The 17,003-nt window shown below is 71.1% G+C and carries 17 protein-coding genes; 9 read left to right on the top strand and 8 right to left on the bottom strand.

The genetic code is table 11. The annotated features are described in order from the left end of the window. Positions 1 to 37: 37 nt before the first annotated feature. Complete coding sequence (mshD, locus tag ABT300_RS14655) at positions 38 to 964, bottom strand: mycothiol synthase (protein WP_351674966.1); 927 nt, start codon at positions 962 to 964, stop codon at positions 38 to 40. 158 nt (positions 965 to 1,122) lie between these two features. On the opposite strand from mshD, the gene ABT300_RS14650 reads away from it, so the two are divergent. Beyond that, a complete protein-coding gene (locus ABT300_RS14650) occupies positions 1,123 to 2,934 on the top strand; it encodes a bifunctional metallophosphatase/5'-nucleotidase (RefSeq protein WP_351674964.1) in 1,812 nt (603 codons plus the stop codon). A gap of 133 nt (positions 2,935 to 3,067) precedes the next feature. Here the strand turns inward: ABT300_RS14650 and ABT300_RS14645 are convergent, their stop codons facing one another. The 7 genes from ABT300_RS14645 to ABT300_RS14615 form a co-directional block, all read right to left on the bottom strand. After that, on the bottom strand, positions 3,068 to 5,155 hold the full coding sequence (locus tag ABT300_RS14645) for a pectinesterase family protein (protein WP_351674961.1): 2,088 nt from the start codon (positions 5,153 to 5,155) through the stop codon (positions 3,068 to 3,070). Positions 5,156 to 5,249: 94 nt separating this feature from the next. Further along, positions 5,250 to 6,725, bottom strand: coding sequence for a HAMP domain-containing sensor histidine kinase (locus ABT300_RS14640; protein ID WP_351674959.1), 1,476 nt, complete (start codon positions 6,723 to 6,725; stop codon positions 5,250 to 5,252). Beyond that, entirely contained in the window at positions 6,722 to 7,459 is a 738-nt protein-coding gene (locus ABT300_RS14635) for a response regulator transcription factor (RefSeq protein WP_351674956.1), read from the bottom strand. The genes ABT300_RS14640 and ABT300_RS14635 overlap by 4 nt, the downstream gene beginning before the upstream one ends. Before the next feature lie 134 nt (positions 7,460 to 7,593). Further along, positions 7,594 to 7,806: a hypothetical protein gene (locus tag ABT300_RS14630; protein WP_351674953.1), complete on the bottom strand. Its 213-nt coding sequence runs from the start codon at positions 7,804 to 7,806 to the stop codon at positions 7,594 to 7,596. A gap of 31 nt (positions 7,807 to 7,837) precedes the next feature. Further along, positions 7,838 to 9,100, bottom strand: a complete 1,263-nt coding sequence (locus tag ABT300_RS14625; protein WP_351674951.1) for a S1C family serine protease — start codon at positions 9,098 to 9,100, stop codon at positions 7,838 to 7,840. Positions 9,101 to 9,286: 186 nt separating this feature from the next. Next, on the bottom strand, positions 9,287 to 10,309 hold the full coding sequence (locus tag ABT300_RS14620) for a LacI family DNA-binding transcriptional regulator (RefSeq protein WP_351674949.1): 1,023 nt from the start codon (positions 10,307 to 10,309) through the stop codon (positions 9,287 to 9,289). Between the two features lie 105 nt (positions 10,310 to 10,414). After that, positions 10,415 to 11,203: a response regulator transcription factor gene (locus ABT300_RS14615; protein WP_351674947.1), complete on the bottom strand. Its 789-nt coding sequence runs from the start codon at positions 11,201 to 11,203 to the stop codon at positions 10,415 to 10,417. Between the two features lie 238 nt (positions 11,204 to 11,441). Between ABT300_RS14615 and ABT300_RS14610 the strand changes: the two genes are divergently transcribed. From ABT300_RS14610 to ABT300_RS14575, 8 genes are all read left to right on the top strand, one after another. Then, complete coding sequence (locus ABT300_RS14610) at positions 11,442 to 12,281, top strand: alpha/beta hydrolase (protein WP_351674945.1); 840 nt, start codon at positions 11,442 to 11,444, stop codon at positions 12,279 to 12,281. A gap of 36 nt (positions 12,282 to 12,317) precedes the next feature. After that, positions 12,318 to 12,572: a MoaD/ThiS family protein gene (locus ABT300_RS14605; protein WP_319277934.1), complete on the top strand. Its 255-nt coding sequence runs from the start codon at positions 12,318 to 12,320 to the stop codon at positions 12,570 to 12,572. A 1-nt stretch (position 12,573) separates the two neighbouring features. After that, positions 12,574 to 13,920: a hypothetical protein gene (locus ABT300_RS14600; protein ID WP_351674943.1), complete on the top strand. Its 1,347-nt coding sequence runs from the start codon at positions 12,574 to 12,576 to the stop codon at positions 13,918 to 13,920. Positions 13,921 to 14,116: 196 nt separating this feature from the next. Then, the gene (locus tag ABT300_RS14595) at positions 14,117 to 14,854 is read left to right on the top strand and encodes an LmeA family phospholipid-binding protein (RefSeq protein ID WP_351674941.1); all 738 of its coding nucleotides are present in this window, start codon (positions 14,117 to 14,119) and stop codon (positions 14,852 to 14,854) included. 236 nt (positions 14,855 to 15,090) lie between these two features. Further along, the gene (locus ABT300_RS14590; RefSeq protein ID WP_350818853.1) at positions 15,091 to 15,174 is read left to right on the top strand and encodes an Ms5788A family Cys-rich leader peptide; all 84 of its coding nucleotides are present in this window, start codon (positions 15,091 to 15,093) and stop codon (positions 15,172 to 15,174) included. 135 nt (positions 15,175 to 15,309) lie between these two features. Next, positions 15,310 to 16,149, top strand: coding sequence for a sulfurtransferase (locus tag ABT300_RS14585; protein WP_351674938.1), 840 nt, complete (start codon positions 15,310 to 15,312; stop codon positions 16,147 to 16,149). A gap of 44 nt (positions 16,150 to 16,193) precedes the next feature. Continuing rightward, positions 16,194 to 16,481, top strand: a complete 288-nt coding sequence (locus ABT300_RS14580) for a DUF1416 domain-containing protein (protein ID WP_004986406.1) — start codon at positions 16,194 to 16,196, stop codon at positions 16,479 to 16,481. 79 nt (positions 16,482 to 16,560) lie between these two features. Beyond that, positions 16,561 to 16,821 carry a DUF3099 domain-containing protein gene (locus ABT300_RS14575; RefSeq protein ID WP_351674937.1) on the top strand — a complete coding sequence of 87 codons (261 nt, stop codon included), beginning with the start codon at positions 16,561 to 16,563 and terminating at the stop codon, positions 16,819 to 16,821. The last annotated feature ends 182 nt before the right edge of the window (positions 16,822 to 17,003 follow it).

Here is a 17,003-nt window from a genome sequence, read left to right as displayed (position 1 = left end):
CGCGCCCCGCCCGGTCTTCGCCCGCAGCCGGGAGGGATCACGTCTCGGTGCGGTACATCAGGTCCGTCTCATGGGTGAGGAAGCCCAGACGCTCGTAGACCGACACCGCCGCCTTGTTGTCGGCGTCGACGTACAGCATCGCGGTCGGCAGACCCTGTGCGGCGAGGTGCCGCAGGCCGATCGTGGTGAGGGCCTTGCCGAGGCCGCCGCCCTGCGCGCCGGGGGCCACGCCGAGGACGTACACCTCGCCGAGCTGCTCCTGGGCGTGGACCTTCGTCCAGTGGAACCCGACGAGCGTGTCGCCGCGGAAGGCGAGGAAGAATCCGGCCGCGTCGAACCAGGGCTCGGACCGGCGGTCGTCGAGGTCGCGCTGGGTGAGGGAGCCCTGCTCGGGATGGTGCGCGAAGGAGGCGGCGTTGACGGCGAGCCAGGCGGAGTCGTCCCGTCCGGGCACGAAGGGACGGACCGTCACACCCGCGGGCAGCACCGGGTCGGGCAGCTCCAGGTCGGTCAACGACCGCCGCATCTGCCGCAGTTCGCGGAACAGGGTCAGGCCGAGGACCTGGGCGAGGTGGCGGGCCGCGGAGTGGCCGCCGTGGGCCCACACCCGAAGCCGCTTGCCGGAGGCGGCGAGCAGGGCGGAGCCGAGCGCGCGCCCGTGGCCGTGGCCGCGGTGCGAGGGGTGCACGACAAGTTCGGCGGCGGGGGCCTCGACGGGGTCGGTGTCCTCGAGCTGGGCGTAGCCGACGAGTTCGTCCCCGACGGTCAGGACGAGATGGGAGACGCCCTCGCGGGATCCTCCGCGCAGCTGCAGCCGTCCCTGCTCGGACACCGCCTGCTGGCCGTCCGACCGGGCGGCCTCGGCGAGCAGGGCGAGGACGGCCTCGGTCTGTCCGGGGGAGAGCGCGGAGTGGGTCTCGATGGATCGGGAGCCGGGGAGCCGTGCGGTGTCGTCGCTGGTCATGCGTCGAGGGTAAAGGGCGGTTGCCACAAAACGGGGGCAAAGGACAGGGCAAGGGGAAACCAGGTTGTAACCACGAACCCCCTGTCGCGCTACGCGCGTTGACCTTAGGCTGCGCCGGACGGGAGCCACCGCATTCCAGCCGATCCACAGGGGGGCGCATGCCAGCCACTTCCCAGCCGCAGCCGAGCGACAGACGCGGCCGCCGCCGTACGTACCGTCTTGTCGCGGCCTCCGCCGTTCTCGCCACCGCGGGCGCCCTCGCCGCCGCGCTTCCGGCGGACGCTCACGAGGGCAAGCACTCCAAGCCGCGGCCCAGCCGCTACCAGGACGTGCAGCTGCTGTCCTTCAACGACCTGCACGGCAACCTCGAGCCGCCGTCCGGTTCCTCCGGCCGCGTCACCGAGCTGCAGCCGGACGGCACGACGAAGACCATCGACGCGGGCGGCGTGGAGTACCTGGCCACGCATCTGCGCGAGGCCCGCAAGGGCAACGCCTACTCGATCACCGCGGCCGGCGGCGACATGGTCGGCGCCTCCCCGCTGATCTCGGGCCTCTTCCACGACGAGCCCACCATCGAGGCGCTGAACAAGCTCGACCTGGACGTCACGTCCGTCGGAAACCACGAGTTCGACGAGGGCGCCAAGGAGCTGGGCCGGCTGCAGAACGGCGGCTGTCACCCGACGGACGGCTGCTACAACGGCAAGAAGTTCCGGGGCGCCGACTTCCCGTACCTCGCGGCGAACGTCCTGAACGAGAAGTCCGGCAAGCCGATCCTGAAGCCGTACTGGGTGTGGAAGAAGAAGGACGTCAAGATCGGCTTCATCGGCGTGACGCTGGAGGACACTCCGGGCGTGGTGTCCGCCGAGGGCGTCAGGGGCCTCAAGTTCAAGGACGAGGTCGAGACGATCAACAAGTACGCCAAGGTGCTGCAGAAGCAGGGCGTGAAGTCGATCGTGGCGCTGATCCACGAGGGCGGTCTGCCCGCCTCGGGCTCCTACAACTACAACTGTGACTCGCCGGGCGCGGGCGCCGGGATCTCCGGCCCGATCGTCGACATCGCGAAGAACGTCACGCCGGCGGTGGACGCGCTGGTGACGGGCCACACGCACGCGGCCTACGCCTGCACGATCCCGGACCCGTCGGGCAAGCCGCGCACGGTCACCTCGGCCGCGTCCTTCGGCCGTCTGTACACGGACACCACGCTGACGTACGACCGCTACACGGGCGACATCGCGCGCACGGCGGTCAAGTCGGCGAACCACGTGGTCACCCGGACCGTCGCCAAGGCGCCCGACATGACCGAGCTGATCACCCGGTGGAACACCCTGGCGGCGCCGATCGGCAACCGCGCGATCGGGTACATCTCCGCGGACGTCCCCAGCACGGGCACCGAGTCCCCGATGGGCGACCTCATCGCGGACGCCCAGCTCTGGTACGGCAAGAAGCTCGACGCGGACACGGACCTCGCGCTGATGAACCCGGGCGGCGTGCGCGCCGGCCTCACCTACGCGGCCAAGGGCGCGGAGGGCGACGGCGTGGTCACCTACGCCGAGGGCTTCACCGTGCAGCCGTTCTCCAACACCGTGAACCTGCAGAACTTCACCGGCGCCCAGCTGATCCAGGTGCTCAAGGAGCAGGTGAGCGGCACGAACACGAGCGCGCCGAAGATCCTGCAGCCGTCCGCCAACCTCACGTACACGCTGGACATGACGAAGACCGGCGCGGACCGTGTCGTCGCGGACTCCGTGAAGCTGAACGGGGCGGCGGTCGACCCGGCCGCGACCTACCGCGTCGCGACGAACAGCTTCCTCGCGGGCGGCGGCGACGGCTTCCCGACGCTGGGCCAGGGTACGAACGACCTCGTCGGCGCCGACGACCTGTCGGCCCTCGAGCAGTACCTGCTCGCCAACTCCTCGGCGGCGGGCCCGATCGCGCCGCCGGCGACGAACCGGATCACGATCGTGAAGTAGCGCCCGGCGCTCCCTGATCGGAGACCGAGCGCTCCTTCCTGCCGGAGCACTCCGTGACAAGAGGCGGCCGCGTCACCGACGCGGCCGCCTCTTCGGCGTACGGGGACCGGGTCGCCCGTGCCGCGGGGACGGTTCAGGACGCGCTGGGGGTCCAGCCGGCGAGCCAGTCCGCGACCTCCTGGCCGGCGGCCTGGGCGTCCGTCAGATGGGGGCGCTCCGTGCTCGCGGCGCCCGCGCCGGGACCCTTGTTCTGGTACTCGGCGAACCGGTCGTCCTTCCAGTGGAAGCCGCTCATGTCGGTCCAGGGCGCGGTCCTGATCGCGGCGCTCAGCGTGCTGTTGCGGACGGTGGTCTGCGGGTCGAGGCTCGCGTCGCCGCCGGCGTGCCAGGGGCGGCCGAGGTAGAAGGCGCGGTCGGAGACGTCCCCGCCGATCGTGCTGTCGGAGATCAGGATGCCCTTGCGTCCGGCGGCCGTGCTGGGGGCGGTGACATAGCCGGCCGAGGCGCCGTTGAAGCGCTTCTTCAGCGTGATGACGGACTTGTCGATCACGGCGGTGGCACGGCCGAAGATGAAGTCGACGTTGCCGACGACGTAGGAGTTCCTCATGTAGACGCGGCCGAGCCTGTCCTTGGACGCGGTGTCCAGCAGCAGGGTGTCCTGGTCGCCGCTGACGATGATGCCGTCCAGGAAGACCTTGTCGGAGGCGGTGCGCAGGGCGACCGCCTGGCCGGCGATGTCCTGGTGGGCGCCCTCGTCGAAGTCGTTGGAGATGGTCAGGTTGCGGGCCTGGAAGTCGTCCGCCTCGACGGCGACGGTCGCGCTGCCGCCGGTGCCGTACGTGCCTCCGCCGGGTTTGGGGGTGCCCGAGGCGTTGTCGTAGACGATCGTGGTGTCCTTGCGGCTGCCGCCGGTGCCCTGGATGGTGACGTGCGGCTTGTTGCTCGGCACCTTCACCAGCTCGCGGTACGTGCCCGGCTTCACGGCGATCACCACGCGCGAGGGGTTGTTCGCCGGTACGGCGTTCACGGCGGCCTGCACGGTTGTGTACTGCCCGCTGCCGTCCTTGGCCACGGTGAGCGTGGTGGCGGCGGCCGTCTTCGTGGTGGCGGCGGTCGCGGCCGCCTTCGTGCCGATCGAACTGCGCGGTCCCGTGCCCGACTTGAGGAGCGCCGGGACGTCGGCCGCCTTGTCGAGGGTGTACGCGTAGTACGTCTTCGGGTTCCAGGCCGCGCCCGGCCCGCCGCTCTCGTTCCTGCCGCTCGTGCCGGAGAACACGTTGCCGCGCTGGACGAGGGTGGCCGTCGCGTCCCGGACGACGGGGTTGGCCATGCCCTGGAAGTAGGAGTTCTCCAGCACCATGTTCGTCTTGCCGCGGGAGTAGTTGCCGTACGAGGACTTGATGTCGGTCCCCGCCGCGTCCTCCAGGAAGTTGTTGTACAGGTGCGCGTGGGCGACGTTGTCCGTGGAGGGGTTGCGCTGCTCGGTCTCGCGGACCCAGTTGTGGTGGATCGTGATGTCGGCGGTGACGTTCGGGGTCCAGCCGATGCCGAAGGCCTTGTTCTCCTGACTGAGTTTGTTCCAGGACACCGTCAGGTAGGTCGTGTCCTTGCGGCTGTCGATGAGCCCGTCGGCCATGTGGCGGATGTCGTTGTGGTCGATCCAGACGTGGTGGGCACCGTCCATCTGGATGCCGTCGAAGTCGTGTTCCTTGTCGTTCCAGACGCCCTGGTAGGCGTCCCGGATCGTCAGGTTCCGGATGATCACGTTGTGGACGCCCTGGCCGAGGAAGAAGCCGCCGCCGACGATCTGCCCGGAGGTCCCGGACCCGACGATCGTCTTGTCCGACTGGACCCTGATCTCCTTGCCGACCGGATTCATGGTGATCGCAGCCGCCACGACGATGACGTACGGCTCGCTGGCGGTCGCGTACCTCTCCAGGTCGGCGAGGGTCTTCACGGTGACGGTCTTGCCGTCGCGGCCGCCGTAGGTGCCCTTCTGCCCCAGGGCGTCGACCGAGGCGAAGCCGTCGGCGGAGGCGGTCGCCCAGGCGGGGGCGGCGGTCGCGGCCGACGCCGTGTGCTGCGCGGCGCTGCCGAAAGCGCCCAGATCCGTGCCGTAGGCGAGAGCGCAGGCCGCGGTCAGCGTGAGGGGGACGCCCAGCGCGAGGACCTTGCCGCGCTTGCGGTGCCGACGCCTGGGCGTGCCGTTGAAATCGCTCATGTGCGGGATTCCGTTCCGTGGAGGAGGACCACCCGTGGGGGGTTCGGGACGTGGCATGGTCGCCGCACGGAACGGAAAGGTTGCCGAGGAAGCCTCAGGAGATCGCCGACACGTCTCCCGGCGTCTCCGGCGGAGGGACCGGCGCCCCCGGCATCCGCACCGTCGCCACCGTGCCGCCGCCGTCGGCCCGCTCCAACGTGACCTGACCGCCCGCCTCTTCCACGGTGCGGGCCACGATCGACAGACCGAGACCGGAGCCGGGCAGCGCCCGCGCGCCGGGGGAGCGCCAGAAGCGGTCGAAGACGTGCGGGAGTTCGTCTTCCGGGATGCCGGGCCCGTGGTCGCGCACGGTCAGCGTCCCGTCGACGAGGCGGACGTCGATGGCGCCGCCCTCGGGGCTGAACTTCACCGCGTTGTCCAGGATGTTGACCACCGCCCGCTCCAGCGCGGCCGGCTCCGCCCGGGTGTACCAGGACTCCAGCGACGCGGTGATGGTCAGCTCCGGCCCGCGCAGCCGGGCCCGGCGCAGCGCCGACTCCACGGTGTCCTCGAACGACACCACCTGCACGCGCTCGCCGCGCTGCCCCTCCGCACGGGACAGCTCCTGGAGGTCGCCGATGAGCGACGCCAGTTCGGTCATCTGCGCCTTCACGGAGGCGAGCAGGGCCTTGCGGTCCGCCTCGGGGATCGGACGGCCCGTCTCCTCGCTGCGGGTCAGGAGCTCGATGTTGGTGCGCAGGGAGGTCAGCGGGGTGCGCAGCTCGTGGCCGGCGTCCGCGATCAGCTGCTGTTGCAGCTCGCGGGAGTCGGCGAGGGAGGCGGTCATCGAGTTGAAGGAGCGGGAGAGCCGGGCGATCTCGTCGTCGGTCTCGTCCTCCACGGGGATCCGGATGCTCAGGTCCTCCGTCCTGGCCACGTGCTCGACGGCCTCGGTGAGCCTGTCGACGGGCCGCAGCCCCGCCCGGGCGACCGCGAGACCGGCGGCGCCGGCGCCGACGACCCCGACACCGGAGACGAGGAGCAGCAGAAGTGCCAGGTCGTTGAGGGTGGACTGGGTGTTCTTCAGAGGAAGCGCGATGAGGAGGGCGGCGTTGGAGGTGCTCTGCGAGGCGGTGTCGGCGACCGTCAGTCCCGGCAGGATGAGGACGCGTACGTCGTTGCCCTCCGAGTCGGTGCCGTTGCGGAACCTCCCGCGGGTGTCGCCTCCCTGCGCGATGAGCTTCCTGTCGGCCTCGGTCACCTTGACCATGCCGGCGGAGAACGGCGTCACACAGGACTTTCCGTCCTCCGTGACCATCTGGTAGTAGGTGGTGCGCGGCGGCCCGTTGCCGGTGTCCAGCGGCGCCTGCGTGGTGCAGTTGTTGACCGCGGACCTGGCCTGGTCCTGGAGCCGCGGCGTGCTCAGGGACTTCTCGAGATCCTGGTCGACCTGGTCGTACAGCTTCCCCTGCACGATGAACCAGCAGGTCACCGAGACCGCCGCCACCGCGAACGCCACAGCGGCGGCGACCAGCATCGACAGCCGGGCCCGGATGGGCAGGGTCCGCAGCCGCCGGACGACCCTGTTCACTCGGCCCCGCCCTGCCGCAGCACATACCCGACCCCTCGCACGGTGTGCACGAGGCGCGGCTCACCGCCCGCCTCGGTCTTGCGGCGCAGGTACATCACGTACACGTCCAGCGAGTTGGACGACGGCTCGAAGTCGAAGCCCCAGACCGCCTTCAGGATCTGTTCGCGGGTGAGGACCTGGCGCGGGTGCGCCATGAACATCTCCAGCAGGGTGAACTCCGTGCGGGTCAGTTCGACCGGCCGCCCGCCCCGCGTCACCTCCCGCGTCGCGAGGTTCATGCGCAGGTCGGCGAAGGCGAGGGCGTCGTCCTCCTGCGCCGCGCCCGCGCCGGACGCCGCCGCGTAGGAGCTGCGGCGCAGCAGGGCCCGGACGCGGGCGAAGAGCTCGTCGAGTTCGAAGGGCTTGACCAGGTAGTCGTCGGCGCCCGCGTCGAGCCCGGTGACGCGGTCGCCCACCGTGTCACGGGCCGTCAGCATCAGGATGGGGGTGGTGTCGCCCGCGCCCCGGATGCGGCGGGCCGCCGTCAGGCCGTCCATGCGCGGCATCTGGATGTCCAGGACGACCAGGTCGGGCCGGTAGAGCGTCGCCTTCTCCAGCGCGTCCACGCCGTCCACGGCGACCTGCGTGCCGTAGCCCTCGAAGGCGAGGCTGCGCTGGAGGGCCTCGCGGACCGCCGGCTCGTCGTCGACGATCAGGATGCGCTGGGTGTCACGGTCGCCTTCGGCGGGGCTCATGGGCGTGGATTCCTCGGGTGCGGTGGGACGACGGGGAGGCTGGTCCTGCTGGACGCGGTGAGCGTCCTCAGCCTCGCACGGTTCCCGTCGGGCGCGTAGGGGCGTGGGGAGCGGGCGCGGCGGTCGGGGCGGGGTCAGCCGCGCAGCGCCGCGAGCCGGTTCAGCGGAACCTTGCGCACGTGCGGCCGCCCGGCCGGGGCGCGCAGACCGGTCAGCTGCGGGGGCGGGGCCAGCTCCGGCGCGCGGGTCGCCGCGTTCTGCGCGTGCAGCTCGTGCGCCACGTCGAGGGCCAGCCCGAGGTCGGCCGCACCGCATCCGGTCACCGTGTGCGAAACCTGCTTGATCATGACGTGCTCCCTGGCTCGGTCGGAGGGCGGTTCAGCTGTCGGAGCCGCCCGCCCGCAGCGTGGCGAGGTCGGACTTGACGGTGTTGATCGGGATGGCGAATCCGAGGCCGACGCTGCCGGCGTCGGAGGAGGACGAGTCGGCCGCGGCGGAGTACATCGCGGAGTTGATGCCGATGATGTCGCCCGCGGCGTTGATGAGGGCGCCGCCGGAGTTGCCGGGGTTGAGGGAGGCGTCCGTCTGAAGCGCCTTGTACGTCGTGGTGGACTGGCCGGTGTCGCCGTTGAACTGCCGGCCGCCGAACTGGAACGGCCAGTTGCCCTCCCCGCCGCCCTGCTGCTGCCCCTGGTTCTCGTCGGTGGAGACGGTCACGTCGCGGTCGAGCGCGGAGACGATGCCGCTGGTGACGGTGCCGGTCAGGCCCTCGGGAGAGCCGATCGCCACGACGGTGTCACCGACCTTGACCCCGTCGGAGTCGCCGAGGGTCGCCGCCTTCAGGCCGGAGGCGTTCTCCAGCTTGATGAGCGCGAGGTCCTTCTTGCTGTCCGTGCCGACGACCTTGGCGGTGTACGACTTGCCGTCGCTGGTGGTCACCTTGATCGAGTTCGCGCCGGAGACGACGTGGTTGTTGGTGACGACCTCGCCGCCGCTGGTGATGATCACGCCGGACCCGGTGGACGTCCCGTTGCTGAGCGTGGCGCTGACCTCGACGACGCTCGGGCTGACCGCGGCCGCGATGGTGGCCACGTCGCCCGTCTTGCTGGAGGGCACCACGCTGGTGGTGGTGGACGTGGCGACTGCCTGGTCCTTGCCGGTCAGCTCCTGTATGCCGTAGGCGGTGCCGCCCCCGATGGCGGCCGCGACGATCGCCACCGCGGCGAGCAGCGCGAACGGACCGCGGTTGCGCCTCTTCCTGGCGTGCGGAGCGGGCTCGGCGGCCGGGGGAGCGAGGAGAGCGGTTCCGCCGCCGCCGTGGCCGTCGCCGGCCGGGGCCGTCCGGGCCTGCCATCCGGCGGCGGGGTCGACCGTGGGCTGCTGTGCGGTCTGCTGCTGCGGCGCCGGCTGCTGAGCGCTCTGCAGCGGGTCGTGGGCGGCGGGCCGGTAGGCGGGCGGGGGCGGCCACTCCGGGTTCACCGGGGAGGGGGCCATCGGGGAGGGGGCCGCCGGCGACGGGACCGCCGACGACGGAGCCGCCGACGACGGAGCCGCCGGGGAGGAGGCGTGCTGCTGGGCGCCCTCGTACGGGGCCTGGTACGGGTTCTCGTACTCGCCGCTGCGGCGGATGCTCTCGGTCATGGAAGGAAGCTTGTCGCTCGACCATGAGAGCTTCCTGAGTGCTCCCTGAGAAGCCCGGCAGAACCTCGTCTGCCCGATATAAAGCCGGACACGGCGGTTGCGCGAGGTCTCTCAGACAAACCTCATGAAGGCCGTCCCGGCACGTGCGCGCCCTGCCCGCCGCGCGGGCCGCCGAGCGAGGGGGCGCTACTCGCAGCCGCAGGACCGCCGCGCCACCAGACGGGAGGGGAACACCTTCAGGCGCTCGCGCCGGGACCCCGCGACCCGCAGACCGTCGTCCAGGACGAGGTCGACGGCGGCCCGGGCCATCGCCGAGCGGTCCGAGGCGATCGTCGTCATGGGCGGGTCGGCCAGGGCCGCTTCCTTGATGTCGTCGAAGCCGATGACCGCCAGCTCGCCGGGGACGTCGATGCGCAGCTCGCGCGCCGCGCGCAGCAGGCCGATCGCCTGGTCGTCGGTGGAGCAGAAGACGGCCGGCGGCCGGTCAGGGCCCGCCAGCAGCTTCAGGGAGACGCGGTAGGCGTCGTAGCGGTTGTAGGGGGCCTCGAAGAGCCGGCCCTCCGTGCTGATCCCGGCCTCGTCCATCGCGCGCCGCCAGCCCTCGACGTGGTCGGAGACCGGGTCGCCGACGGAGGGGGTCTCGGCGGTGCCGCCGACGCAGGCGACGTACGGGTGGCCGTGCTCGAGGAGGTGGCGGACGGCGACCTGGGCGCCGCCGAGGTCGTCGGTGACGACGGCGACGTCGTCGATGGCCTCCGGACGCTCGTGCAGCAGTACCACGCGCGCGTCCCAGGCGTCGATCTCGGCGGCCGCCTGGTCGTTCAGCGCGTGGCTGACGAGGATGAGGCCGGAGACCCGCATCCCGAGGAACGCCCGCAGATAGTGGACCTCGCGCTCGGCGACGTAGTCGGTGTTGCCGACCAGCACCATCTTCCCGCGCTCGGAGGCGGCCTGCTCGACCGCGTGCGCCATCTCGCCGAAGAAGGGCTGACGGGCGTCCGGGATGATCAGGCCTATGAGATCGGTGCGTCGGGACGCCATCGCCTGGGCGACCCGGTCCGGCCGGTACCCCAGCTCCTTGATGGCGGCGAGGACACGCTCGCGCGTGGCCGGGGCGACCGGCCGGGGTCCGTTGTTGATGACGTAACTGACGACGGCGGTCGAAGTCCCCGCCAGCCGCGCCACATCATCCCGAGTCACCTTTGCCACGCGCGGAGTCTACGCGGATGGACCGGCTCTGGGCAGGGCGTGAAGAACCTTCCGCTTGCGGAAGCAACGCCCTGTCCGAGCAGGTGCGGGGCCTACTGGCGGGTACTACGCCTCCGCCGGGACCTCGGTGGCGTCCAGGGCGGACGCGTTGTCCGACTCGCCCGTCTTTGCCTGGTCCGGCCGGTCCGTCTTCGCCTTGGTCTCGTCCGCGGAGCGTTCCCCCTTCTCAGGGGTAACGAATCGATAACCGACGTTCCGGACGGTTCCGATCAGCGACTCGTGCTCCGGGCCCAGCTTGGCCCGCAGCCGCCGTACGTGGACGTCGACCGTGCGGGTGCCGCCGAAGTAGTCGTAGCCCCAGACCTCCTGGAGCAGCTGTGCGCGCGTGAACACCCGGCCCGGGTGCTGGGCCAGGTACTTCAACAGCTCGAACTCCTTGAAGGTGAGGTCCAGGACCCGCCCCTTCAGCTTCGCGCTGTACGTCGCCTCGTCGACCGACAGGTCGCCGTTGCGGATCTCCATCGGGGAGTCGTCGTTGACGATCTGCTGGCGGCCCATGGCCAGCCGCAGCCGCGCCTCGACCTCGGCCGGTCCGGCGGTGTCCAGGAGCACGTCGTCGATGCCCCAGTCGGCGGTGACCGCGGCGAGGCCGCCCTCGGTCACCACGAGGACGAGCGGACAGCCGGGCCCGGTGGAGCGCAGCAGCTGGCACAGGCTGCGCACCTGGGGCAGGTCTCGACGTCCGTCCACGAGGATGACGTCGGCGCCCGGGGTGTCGACGAGCGCGGGGCCTTCCGCCGGGGCCACGCGCACGTTGTGCAGCAGCAGGCCGAGGGCCGGCAGCACTTCCGTCGAGGGCTGGAGAGCGTTGGTCAGGAGCAGCAGAGAACTCATATGTCTGGTTCCTCCTCGGTCCCTGCGTGGGGCCCCTCCCACGCTTGGGGGCGGTGGGGGAGTTCTTGCGGCACTGCGGTCGGCGCGGCACTGCACGAAAACTGCGTTCCCGGCACCCTTACACCCACGTTCACCTGGCGTTTCCCGCTCGGTGGCCGTTCGTATACAGCGTGTCCGAAAGCACAAAAGGACCCGGGGGCTGCGCTGCCCGAGTCCTCTGTCCAGCAGAATAGCCCACATGAGCAGCGGTCCGGCAGGTCATGTGGTGCGTTCCACCGTTCGTCCGCATCGCGAGACGGGCGCCTCTGCACCATTGCGGACGTTTCTGCCCACCGCCGACGGGGTTTCCATCGATTTCGTATACGAACCGGGTGCGGCCGTATACGACGCCGCCGAGTCATCCGCGCGTCACCCGGTGTTCGCCGTCGCACACGGGTTCACCGGCGACGTGGACCGGCCGCACGTCCGGCGGGTGGCGTCCGTCCTCGCCCGGCACGGGGCCGTCGTCACGTTCTCCTTCCGCGGGCACGGCCGCTCCGGCGGGCACTCCACCGTGGGCGACCGCGAAGTCCTCGACCTGGCCGCCGCGGTGGACCGGGCCCGCTCGCTCGGGCACGCGCGCGTGGTCACCGTCGGCTTCTCCATGGGGGGATCGGTCGTCCTGCGGCACGCGGCGCTGCACCCGGGCACGGTCGACGCCGTGGTCTCGGTGAGCGCCCCCGCCCGCTGGTACTACCGCGGCACGGCGCCCATGCGCCGGCTGCACTGGATGGTGACCCGCCCCGAGGGCCGTCTCGTCGGTCGCTACGGCTTCCGCACCCGCATCCACCGCCGCGACTGGGACCCGGTTCCGTTGTCCCCGGTGGAGGCGGTCCCGCGGATCGCCCCGGCGCCGCTGCTGATCGTGCACGGCGACCGGGACGGCTACTTCCCGCTCGACCACCCCCGGATGCTGGCGGAGGCCGCCGCCGGACACGGCGAACTCTGGCTGGAGCACGGCATGGGCCACGCCGAGCACGCGGCCGGCGAAGGCCTGCTGACCCGCATCGGGGACTGGGCGGTCGCCCGGGCGGGCTAGCCTGACCGTGTACACAGCCGATCGATTGAGGAACCCATGCCCCAGGTCACGGTGCGCTACTGGGCCGCCGCGAAGGCCGCGGCCGGCATCGCCGAGGAGCCGCAGGAAGCGGCCACGCTCGCCGAGGCGCTCGACTCCGTACGCGAGCGACACCCCGGAGAACTCGTGCGTGTCCTGCAGCGATGCTCGTTCCTCGTCGACGGTGACCCCGTGGGCACCCGCGAACATGAGACGGTACGGCTGGCCGACGGCGGCACGGTCGAGGTGCTCCCGCCGTTCGCAGGAGGGTGAGATGACCGACCAGCCGTACGACCATCAGGGTTACCCGGGCCACCAGGGGCATCAGGGCCATCAAGGGCATCAGGGCCAAGAGGGTTATCAGGCTCAGGGCCCGGAGGGTTACGGGAGCCAGGACGGCCACCAGGCGCACCAGCAGCACCAAGGGCGCCAAGGGCAGCCGGGGCACGACCCGTACGCCCACCATGCCCACCGGGCGCACCAGCCTCACCAGGCGCAGCAGCAGGCGTGGCCGGGGCAGCAGCAGGGGTACGACGATCCGCAGGCGCACCTCCAGTACACGCAGCAGTGGCAGGGGCAGACCTGGGAGACGAGCGTCCAGCCGCCGGTCAGCGCCGCCGACCCCGCCCTGGCCGCCGACCCGGCCAGAACCGCGTACCTGCCGCCGCAGACGGGCGGAGCCCCCGCGTACGGGAGCCCGCAGGCCGGCTACGGAGATCCGGCGGCCGCCGTGCCCCCGGCACAGGAGCACCGCGACCCGGCGGACGGGGCGGACGGCCGGCACTCCGCCGTGGCCCACCAGCCCCAGCCCACGGGCGGCACCGGCTCTGGCTACGGCCCCGCCACGATGGCCGGCAACGCCCGGGTCACCGACGCCCAGCGGGCCCGGCAGGAGGGCCGCTCGCCGATCATCGAGCCGGGCATACAGCCCGCCGCGCTCACCGCGCTGCTCGGTCTGCTGCTCTCCGGCACGGCGGCGATCGGCTCGTACGCCCTGCTCGTCCCGCTCGTCGTCCTCCAGGCCGTGACGGCCGCGGGCTGGTTCCGGCTGAACGGCATGTGGCCCGCCCGGCAGGGCATCGCCCTCGCCTTCCTCGGCGCGCTCGTCGCCGACGCGGTGCTTCTCGCCGCCGGCCGGGAGCACGCGCCCGCGGCCATCCTCGGCACCCTGGGCGTCTGGGTCCTGCTCTGCCTCATCCTCCAGCTGCGCTCGCACGCCGATCCCGACGAGCGCATGTACGGGCTGATGGCGACCGTCACCTCCAGCGCGCTGGCCGTCCTCGCCGCCGGCCACCTCGGCGCCGATCCGGACGCGGTCTCGGTCGGCGCGGCCGCGGTGGCGGTGGCCGTCGTCGCCCGGGCGCTGCCGCTGCCGACGCCGGCCTCCGTCGTGGTGTCCCTGCTCGCCGCGGCGGGAGCGGGCATCGCGGTCGGCGGGATGACCGGGCTGGGCGCGGGGGGCGCGCTGCTCGGCGCGGGCGCGGCGGTCTGCGCGCTCATCGGCCACCGGGTCGCGAGCTACGACTACCCCTCCCGCTTCGTGCACTTCACGGCGGGCGTGGCCCTGCCGCTGGCCGCGGCGGCGCCCGCGGTGTACGTGCTGGGACGGGCGCTGGCATAGCAAGTCGCGTCAGAAGCGAGTCAGAAGCGAGTCAGAAGCGAGTCAGAAGCGCGTCAGAGGCAGGAGCAGCCAGCAGGTAAGAGCGGTAAGGGTCTGTCACAGGTGATCGACAATCCGGCGGCGGGCCTTTCCCCGAGGGTTACCTTGAACCGTTGTCAATGAACTGTTCAGGTCGTCCGGTGGGGGAATATCCGTCATGCGTGCACTCCGCATACTTCTGGTCGTCGTCGTGGTCCTGGGCGGCCTGTTCGTGCTCGCGGACCGTCTCGCCGTGAACTTCGCGGAGGGCGAGGTGGCGGACAAGCTCAAGGCGCACGAGGGCCTCGCGGCCGCGCCGGACGTGTCCATCAAGGGCTTCCCGTTCCTCACCCAGGTCGTCGGCGGCTCGCTGGACGACGTCGAGGTGGGCATCAAGGACTACCAGGCGGCGACCGGCGCCAGCGGTCGGACGATCCGCATCGGAGACCTCCAGGCGGACATGAAGGGCGTCGAGTTCTCCGGCGACTACAGCTCCGCGACCGCCGCGAGCGCCACCGGCACCGCGTCGATCACCTACGCCGAGCTGCTGAAGACGGCCAAGTCCGAGCCGACCGAGGTGGTGCGGGGCGTCACCGCGAACGTCGTCGGCCTCTCGGACGGCGGCAACGGCAAGATCAAGGTCGCCGTCGAGGCCACCGTCCTCGGCGCCAAGCTGCCGCAGCCCGTGTACGTGCTGAGCACGGTCACCGTCCAGGGCGACACCGTCCGCGTGCACGCCGACTCCCTGCCGAGCTTCGGCGGGGTCCGGGCGGCCGAGAACGAGGTGCGCTCGATCACCGACTTCCAGCAGAAGATCGACGACCTGCCCGGCGGCATCAAGCTCGACAAGGTCCAGGCGGGCAAGGACGGCGTCGAGATCTCGGTGAAGGGTTCGAACGTCAGGCTGGCCGGGTAAGGCAGGCAGGACGCCGACGGCCGCGCCGCCGAAGCGGGAGGGGCCGTCGATGGACGGCAGATGTCCGACAGGCGAGACGCGAGCGTCCGCGCGGCAGATGTGACGACGGATACAAGCGCACGGAACCCGTGTCCCCACGGTCCGGGCGCTTCTTCGTTCTCGACATGCGGACGATCGCGTCTCACTATGCGGAGCGTTGATGACATGGCCGCCTGTACGTCCCTACGATCGACGGCATGATGCAGCGACAGGCGGATCTCACGAAGCGGCGGGCAGTAGACCTGTGCCGCGTCGCCGCCATGCTCTGTCGCCCCTTCTGAGCGGAAGCGCCGCCGGCCTTCCGCGTCTCCCCGCCCTCTTCCGAGGGCATCCGTGCGCCGGCCGCCGGCGAGTCCCGGTCGCGCACCCCTCTTTCTTGCACACCCCCGCCGTAACTGCCCCGGAGGAGAACGAGCATGAGCCGCAGCGACGTCCTGGTCGACGCCGACTGGGTCGAGGCCAACCTCGACAACGCCGACATCGCCATCGTCGAGGTCGACGAGGACACGTCCGCGTACGAGAAGAACCACATCAGGAACGCGATCCGGATCGACTGGACCCAGGACCTCCAGGACCCGGTCCGCCGTGACTTCGTCGACCAGGAGGGCTTCGAGAAGCTCCTGTCCGCGAAGGGCATCGCCAACGACACGCTGGTGATCCTCTACGGCGGCAACAACAACTGGTTCGCCTCCTACGCCTACTGGTACTTCAAGCTGTACGGCCACGAGAACGTCAAGCTCCTCGACGGCGGCCGCAAGAAGTGGGAGCTGGACGCCCGCGAGCTGGTCGAAGAGGTGCCCGAGCGCGCGACGACCGACTACAGGGCCAAGCCGCAGAACACGGCCATCCGCGCCTACCGCGACGACGTCGTGGCGGCCATCGGCGTCCAGAACCTGGTCGACGTCCGCTCGCCCGACGAGTTCAGCGGCAAGCTGCTCGCTCCCGCGCACCTGCCGCAGGAGCAGTCGCAGCGTCCGGGTCACGTCCCGTCCGCCCGCAACATCCCGTGGTCGAAGAACGCCAACGACGACGGCACGTTCAAGTCGGACGACGAGCTGAAGGAGCTCTACGCCGACGAGCAGGTCGACCTGGCCAAGGACACCATCGCGTACTGCCGCATCGGCGAGCGCTCGGCCCTGACCTGGTTCGTGCTGCACGAGCTGCTGGGCGTGGAGAACGTCAAGAACTACGACGGCTCCTGGACCGAGTACGGCTCCCTGGTCGGCGTCCCGATCGAGCTCGGCGCCAACAAGTAATCCCACCCGACCGACCTTCTGGTCAGACCCCTCTGGAGAAACACATGTGTGGAGCGAAGGCCGGCGGCCCGGACGCCTCGACGATCAAGCCCGGTGAGACCACGATCCAGGGTCAGGTGACCCGGGACGGCGAGCCGGTGACGGGCTACGTCCGTCTGCTGGACTCGACCGGCGAGTTCACCGCGGAGGTCCCGACCTCCGCCACCGGACAGTTCCGCTTCTACGCGGCCGAAGGCACCTGGACCGTCCGCGCTCTCGTGCCCGGCGGCACCGCCGACCGCACGGTGGTCGCCCAGCAGGGCGGTCTCGCCGAGGTCGCGATCGCGGTCTGAGCACGACGCAGGGGCCGTGTCCCAAGGGCTGCCCGCCCGGGACACGGCCCTTCGCCGTGTCCCGGCCTACCCTGGACGTATGTTGGCCCGCCGGCGGCACGTCTATTTCGCGATGATGGGCACCTGCATCGCGCTCTTCGTCCTGGCCTGGGCCGTCGTGCGCATCTGGTCGACGCCCGCGGCCGTCGCGATGTGCCTGGTGGCGATGGTCATCCCGCCGGTCGCGGCGATGGTCGCCAACCGCCGCGGCCCCGACGACCGCTGGTGGGACGACCCCTCGGGCGATCCCAAGTCCGACGAGTGGTGGGACGAACTCGACGGCAAGAAACGCCGCCCGTAGAAACGCCGCCCATGGAAACGGCGCCCGTAGGAACGCCTCGCGTAGAAACGCGTCTCTGAAACGCCTCCTGTGGAAACGCCCCGGACGCCCTAGGTCGTGTCTTCAATTGATCTTGAGTGGTGGATCATGGTCGGGTGATACGTCGCCATGAACTGTCCGATGAGGAGTGGGAGTTCCTCCGT

Origin of the sequence: Streptomyces sp. NPDC001027 (assembly GCF_040299045.1) — a bacterium.
Taxonomy (GTDB): domain Bacteria; phylum Actinomycetota; class Actinomycetes; order Streptomycetales; family Streptomycetaceae; genus Streptomyces.
This window is presented reverse-complemented; position numbering and strand designations above follow the sequence as displayed.